Here is a 5,446-nt window from a genome sequence, read left to right on the forward strand (position 1 = left end):
ATGTAATCTTGAAGTACAGCCAATAGAAAAACAAAAACCACAATTATTAGGTAAAATGGTAGTTTTCCAATTTTCAGTATTTTGATTTTTTCGCTTATGTAAATTGATTGTTCCAATGTTTTTTTAGCTTGCGTACAACGGTCTCGGCTATGGTTTCGTTGCGCGAAACCTTGCCGAATTATTTGTTAAAGCACTAAGATAGCAAAAAGGGAAGGAATTTTCCAGCGGAAAATTCCAGCGCAATGAATTATAGCCATTGTTGGCAGTAGTGTTTTAATTAAAGCGTTCAGAATTGCGCGTTCTGCTTGTCAGTCCGACGTTGTTAAGCTGGCGAGCTAAGCAGATCGCTACGGCACAAAATATGGCGGACAAGAAACAAGTCCGACGTCAAACGCAATTTTTGGAAGTCCTGTTTTTTCGTTTTATCTGGCTTAAAAATCAAAAAAAAATTCGAGAAAAAAACCAGACGGAAATGCACGAATTTCATTAATGCCAACGGTATTGTATATGAAAAGTGCGTCTTTTTGTGGACGAATTTTTCAGTTTTGGTTATTGTTTTTTAAATGTAAGAATTCTAATTCATTTAACCATCTTGAGCATTTTTTATATACGTTGTTAGCCTACGTATTTTGTAGTTCATTAATCGTTTCTATTATTATCTTTATATATTCCTCAGTAGTTCCTTTTTTCGCTAAAACTTCTTCGCTATTTGTTATCCGCTTCATTATTTCGCTTTTATATTTCGGATACATTTGCTTTCCTTTTCCGCCTAACCGTTGATGAATCATATCTAATTTCCAACTCAAGTTTTCAATTCTTTTTCTAGCTCCAAATAGTGCTATATTTTGCGAAATTATTTTGTAATCCTCGTGTTCTATTCCGAAAATATTTTCATCAGTAAATGGTGTATTGAAAATTGCTTGACTTTTAAATTCTTCGGAACCATAGAAGTCCTGAACCATTCCTTTTAAATGACTTTTTTTGAAATAAAGAAAAACAAGATATTCGTCAATTATCAAAGAATATGGTCTTTCGTAATATGGTGAACAATGTAGCCAAGTACTAAATTTGTCTGAAAATTTTGGTGAACGAACTATTTTATAGCCGATATCACTTAAGTCAGAATCGTTTTTATCAAAAGTCAGCTCTTTGATATTTAGTACTAAATATTTATTGAGGATTCTACCTAATTTTTTTTCTTCTTGCGGCTTGAGTTTAAATCCACTATCGTCTTGTATTGATAATCGCCAAATAATTGAAGTCCAAAATAAGAATCCTAAAAAAGGTCTTTTCTCGCTTACGTAATTTTTATTTAAAGAAGTGCTTTTGGTTAAACTTTTAGCATATTCATTTTCAAATTCCCCAAATCGGTTTTCACAATTGGTGCAGAAATAGTTGTCTACAATTCCGTCAATATTATTGTTTTCAATTATCTCTTCCGTAACTTCTCCATAAACTTCTTCAAGTTTTTCGGGTAGAACTGCACTTCCAAAATATGATTCTGTTGTATCTTGAGTTATTCTAAATCCTAATTCTTTATCTCTTGCGTGACTTCCAACTTCGTTATCAATTCGTTTCGTTAGAAAATGAGGTACGATGTGAGAACCTGTTTTATCAGCTGGATTTTTGTCGCAAAGAATACAGTTTCTCATATGTAGGCTAACGGTCTAGTGTATGATTTCGTTGCGTGTTTAAGCACTAAAGTTAGCAAATAAATCACAGATAGAAAGTCCGCGAGGACTTTCGTAAGTAGGCTCTAACTAGCAATGAATTATACACATTGTTAGCAAACGTATTTATATTTCTTCCAGAGTTTTTTTTCTATCTATACTTTTCTTTTCCGTTTCTTTAGTTTTATCGAGTAGTATTTTATTTCGTCTTTTATTATATTCTGAAGTTAATATGTATTTTATTTCAGTTTCAAAATCCGCACAACATTGAATAGAAATTATAATTGTCTTTTCGGCTTTATTAAAAGTGTAAATATTCTTATCAAATTCATAATCTGTCATCAAAGAATAATCCAAATTCTCTGATTCAATTTCTCTTTTAGTTATTTTTGGTTTTCCATATTTATCTGAATACATTTTTATAATTTCTTTCTTATAATTTTCTCCTTCTTTAATTCTTTTTTCTTTTTCAAAATCAGGATTTGATGAGATATTAAAACTTGGTCCCAAAAGAGAGATTGAAGTGAGAGTTCCATTATCAAATTTTGCTGAAAATTTAGCGTAATAGGATTTTTCAGTTGTATTTATTGGGTAATATAAATTTGAATTAAATTTGAAATTAATATCTATTTGGTCGTTAAAGGTTTTTGAATCAGAGAAACTTTTAGAATTTAGTAAAGAAGAATAAATGTTATCACCATTTTTATTATCCGTATAAAAAAGTCTTCCAGATTTCAACTCATTATTTACTGAATTTCTGAATTCTGCTTGATTCATTCCTTCATAGAAGCTTAAGAATAAATTCAAATCTTCGTCAAATTCCCTAAGATTTATAACTGGCTCTTGTTCAGAACTTATTATTTTATCGGAATTCTTTTTATTTCTTTCAGTCTTGGCTTCGTTGTCACAAGAAAGTAAAATTATAAAACAAAATAGTATGGAAATGGTTTTAGTCATATGTTTGCTAACGGTCTAGTGTATGATTTCGTTGCGTGTTTAAGCACTAAAGTTAGCAAATAAATCACAGATAGAAAGTCCGCGAGGACTTTCGTAAGTAGGCTATAACTAGCAATGAATTATACACATTGTTGTGTTTTCGTACTTTATTTCCGTTCTGTTTGTAGCGTTGGCAAAGACATACTCTTTTGCAATTTTTGGCTTTAGCATTGGCTTATGCGAATTGCAAATGTGTATGGCTTTAAGCGTTGGCTTATCCATTCACAAAAATGTGGTTCGTAAACAAAGTGTGTGGCGCACTTACTAAATTAATATCAAATTTCAATGATGGTTCAACTCTCGAACTTGCATTGTGAATTCTAAAAGAAATTTGCCAACCCTCGTTCAAGGAAACCAATAATGTTGTTGTCGAATTTTCCTGATAAACAATTTCGATTAATCTTGTCGGCAATTTTAATTTTGGAATCTTGGCTTTTGGTTTTACTTTCTCAAATGGCAAATTCAAAGTTCCGTGTAAATTGTAAGCCTGAATCTCAACTTTCTTTTTACCTTTAATTACCTTGTAAAAATCCTTATTCCCAATTAAATATTGCACCAAATTTTCCGCTACAATGTTTGGGTTTTCTTTATCCAAACGAAGTAATTCTTTTCGAAAAGCGTCTAAAATAGGAATATAAACTACTTGGTGCATATTTTCAATCGAAGTCCATTTGGTAGATTTGTCCTTTGCTCTCAAATCAGCAAGCATCGTGAAAATCGGGTTGATTTCCTTGAAGTAATTATCCGAACAAGAAACGCCTAACCATTTTTCTCCAAAGTTGATTTTATTCGATAATCTTGAATGTTTAACTGCTCGATGATTATTCTTTGCGGAAATTCCAATTTCCCATTTTTGTAAAGAGCGAATCATTAATACATCACGAACGTCTCCAGTTTGACCAGCTTGGTCACTAACCAATTCCAAAACTAAAATATCGTCTTTGCTAATTCCATTCGATAATCTTGGTTCTATATCAATTAGAAAATTTATCGAGGCACTTGCTGTAATTCTAAAAGAGTCCTGTTCTGGTTCGCTAAAACCATCGAAAAAGCCTTTAGCCGTTTTATAAGGTTCATTTTCAGTTATTGAAACGCTTGTTATTGTCTTTAAACGCTCGTAAAATTCAAATAGCAAAGCATATTCAAATGCCTTGCCGTTAACCGTTTGACTTGCCATAAATTATGAAAGTGTATTTTCTAATTCCAATTTTTTCTTTGTAACTCGTTTTGGTTTCTTTTCTGCATTCTCAATTTGAGACTTAATACTTATGGCAATATGTTTTGCAAGATTAACTGGAACTGCATTTCCAATCATTTTATATCCAGCTGAAATATTGTTGTAATGAAAAATAAAGTCATTTGGAAAAGTCTGAATTCTTGCACATTCCCTAACACTTAACCTACGATATAAATCTTCTTTTCCTGGAACAAAAACACGTACGTTTTGCTCAATGAATTTCATTTTTGGTGCTTGAGGATGAATAGGTGCGTGTCTTCCGCCTGCTTGAATCGTAAAAGACTGTTCGTCCCAACTTCTCACTCTATTTCTTGACATAAACATTGAAGAGAATCCGCCAATCATATATTCGTGATTTGGAACTTTACAAATCTCTTTATTTGTCTTATTTCCCTCTTTTGCAGGAACAACTGAATCTTTTAAATCCGCTATTGTTTGTTCAAGCGTTACTTTATCTTTTAATGGTTTTGGAAACTGAAACTTAAAATCAAGGTCTTCTCGAATACCAACGAAAAATACTCGTTTTCGGTCTTGCGGAACATCAAAATCTGATGCGTTTAATAATTTGAACGATAATCGGTATCCAGCATTTTTAAACATTTCTTTAATGTTCTTTAAAGCTTCGCTATGTCTATCTAATAGCATTCCACTAACATTTTCGGCAAGAAAGAATTTGGGTTGTTTAGCTTCTAATATTCGGATAAAGTCGTAAAATAATTGTCCTCGCTTGTCATTTATTCCGCGTAATGAACCAGCTTCACTCCAACTTTGGCAAGGTGGTCCACCAATAATTCCGTCGCATTCAGGAACTTCGTCAGATTGGATGTTTACAATACTTCGTCTGTCGAGTATAGTATGCCTGTGGTTTTTTTCATAAGTTTCCCAAATATCTTTGTCATATTCATTTGCCCAAACAACATTAAATCCTGCTTTTTCAAATCCTAAATCGAGTCCGCCAGCTCCTGCGAAAAATGATACTATATTCATATTTTTATTGTGTTTGAAGTGTTTTGTTTAGTTTTCTGCGATATTCTGCTTTTTCTTCTGCAACTCGTAAAAGTTGCTTTGAGCAATTAGTTTCGTAAATATGTTTTCCAATTTGGTCAGTCACATATTCATTCCGCAATTCGGTAAGATTGAGTTTGAAGATTTTTGCAAGTTTAGGCAATCGTTTTTCATCAAAATCTCGTTTTCCATTCTCTATTTTACTCAAATTCGCCGAATCCAAATTCAGTTTGGCAGCAAGTTGAGTTAAGGTCAATTCGTTTTGGTTTCGTAAAAGTCGGATGTATTCTCCAAAAGTGGTTTTCATAAGACTTGTCAATTTTTGACAAAGTTAAATGTTTTAATTGTAAAATTCAATTCGAGCGTTGGAAAATTTTAGCTCTTTTGGTTTTTAGAGCGTTGGAATTGTGTGTTGGAAAAAACCGAAAGTGCTAAAATATGCGGCTGGAAGTATGAAACACAACGGTCTAGTGTATGATTTCGTTGCGTGATTAAGCACTAAATTTAGCAAATAAATCACAGATAGAAAGTCCGTGAG

At 32.4% G+C, this 5,446-nt stretch carries 5 protein-coding genes; all 5 read right to left on the reverse strand.

Annotated elements, in window-relative coordinates; translation table 11 throughout:
* Positions 1-620: 620 nt before the first annotated feature.
* The 5 genes from HM983_RS15605 to HM983_RS15625 all read right to left on the reverse strand — a co-directional run bounded on the left by HM983_RS15605 (position 621) and on the right by HM983_RS15625 (position 5,215).
* Positions 621-1,652 carry a hypothetical protein gene (locus HM983_RS15605; protein WP_179346680.1) on the reverse strand — a complete coding sequence of 344 codons (1,032 nt, stop codon included), beginning with the start codon at positions 1,650-1,652 and terminating at the stop codon, positions 621-623.
* 144 nt (positions 1,653-1,796) lie between these two features.
* Positions 1,797-2,627, reverse strand: coding sequence for a hypothetical protein (locus HM983_RS15610; RefSeq protein ID WP_179346681.1), 831 nt, complete (start codon positions 2,625-2,627; stop codon positions 1,797-1,799).
* A 253-nt stretch (positions 2,628-2,880) separates the two neighbouring features.
* Positions 2,881-3,843: a HaeIII family restriction endonuclease gene (locus HM983_RS15615; RefSeq protein WP_179346682.1), complete on the reverse strand. Its 963-nt coding sequence runs from the start codon at positions 3,841-3,843 to the stop codon at positions 2,881-2,883.
* Positions 3,844-3,846: 3 nt separating this feature from the next.
* Positions 3,847-4,890 carry a DNA cytosine methyltransferase gene (locus HM983_RS15620; RefSeq protein ID WP_179346683.1) on the reverse strand — a complete coding sequence of 348 codons (1,044 nt, stop codon included), beginning with the start codon at positions 4,888-4,890 and terminating at the stop codon, positions 3,847-3,849.
* 4 nt (positions 4,891-4,894) lie between these two features.
* Entirely contained in the window at positions 4,895-5,215 is a 321-nt protein-coding gene (locus tag HM983_RS15625; protein ID WP_179346684.1) for a helix-turn-helix domain-containing protein, read from the reverse strand.
* Positions 5,216-5,446: the final 231 nt, after the last annotated feature.

The organism is Winogradskyella ursingii, assembly GCF_013403975.1.
Classification (GTDB): Bacteria; Bacteroidota; Bacteroidia; order Flavobacteriales; family Flavobacteriaceae; genus Winogradskyella; species Winogradskyella ursingii.